This is a genomic window from Myxacorys almedinensis A (genome assembly GCF_010091945.1).
Lineage (GTDB): Bacteria > Cyanobacteriota > Cyanobacteriia > Leptolyngbyales > Leptolyngbyaceae > Myxacorys > Myxacorys almedinensis.
The window spans coordinates 1-1,091 of sequence record NZ_WVIE01000059.1 but is presented as its reverse complement, the minus strand read 5'-3'; the positions used below and the strand labels follow the sequence as shown (position 1 = coordinate 1,091).

The 1,091-nt window shown below is 47.9% G+C and carries 3 protein-coding genes; all 3 read right to left on the bottom strand.

The features are described from left to right. Window positions 1–7 precede the first annotated feature (7 nt). On the bottom strand, window positions 8–217 hold the full coding sequence (locus GS601_RS22605) for a hypothetical protein (protein WP_202925302.1): 210 nt from the start codon (window positions 215–217) through the stop codon (window positions 8–10). Next, on the bottom strand, window positions 214–489 hold the full coding sequence (locus GS601_RS22600) for a hypothetical protein (protein WP_162425547.1): 276 nt from the start codon (window positions 487–489) through the stop codon (window positions 214–216). The genes GS601_RS22605 and GS601_RS22600 overlap by 4 nt, the downstream gene beginning before the upstream one ends. A 109-nt stretch (window positions 490–598) precedes the next feature. After that, the coding region (locus GS601_RS22595; RefSeq protein WP_162425546.1) for a hypothetical protein at window positions 599–1,091 on the bottom strand (493 nt) is incomplete at its 5' end.

Sequence of the window (1,091 nt, the reverse complement as noted above, 5' to 3'; positions counted from 1 at the left end):
GTGTCAGTCAGTCAGTCACTCGGCTGTTATCTGCCAAATTCGCACGCATATCGTATTTGAACGGAAGATTCAGCAATGCCACTGCTTCTGGTGGTAAACAAAGCTCATCCGTAAATCCTGTGTCTACTACAAACTCGATCGGGAAGTCGGTGCGATTCGGAATCCGAAATGGGATAGTGATAATCGCGTGTCCGTCAGCCACAATGCCTGAAATCACTTGACGATGCGCTCCATGACACCGCCACCAAAAGCAGCAGCAACGTTATACCCAATTTTGATCCCGAAGAGTCGGGCATTGGGATGTTTCTCGCTCAGGAAGTCAGCAGCGCGTAAGCCATTTGCATCAACCCTGTAGTCACCCGTCTCAATGTCAATGATGACCATCTTGCCAATATTTTCTTCAACTTCCACTTCTTGGCAAATTCTGCTTTCGTATAGTTGCTCTGCACGTCGCGCCACCTCTTCACGGCTTAAAAGGATCGCTTGCATATGCTGACTCCCGATCTCTATGCTGACTTCTAAAAACCCCTTTATCATACATCATGGTAAATAGGGTGGAAATCTCCACCCTATGAATCTTCTGTCAGCACATCAAATGTCAATTTAGCCGTCTTGTATTGCCGCCTCCGCCAAGATTATCACCGTCTGGACTTTGGTATACACCAGCACCACTGAACGTTGTAATCACACTCTCAGTACCATTGATGCCCGAACCTGGTTGACACAGCATACGGCTCACAAGCTGAGTTCCTCTGTAAACCCTGCTGGTTCTGCCTCCACCGCCGGGATTTTGACCATCTGGACTGTAGTAAATTCCTGCTTTGTCAAACGCTGTAAAGATCCCGCCTCGGCACACTGTCATTGCCATTACCTTCTGTCCTAGATAGATCCTTGGGGTGTTACCACCACCACCCAAATTTTGACCATTCGGACTGCGGTAAATTCCGCCACCACTGAACGCTGTGTAAATTGCTCCGTTGTAACGAACGATGGCTAAAGCTCTCTGGCTACCGTCATAAACTCGCACCGCATTGCTTCCATCTGCGGGAACAAAGAAGATTTGATTGTTTGATTCAATGCGAAATGAGCCT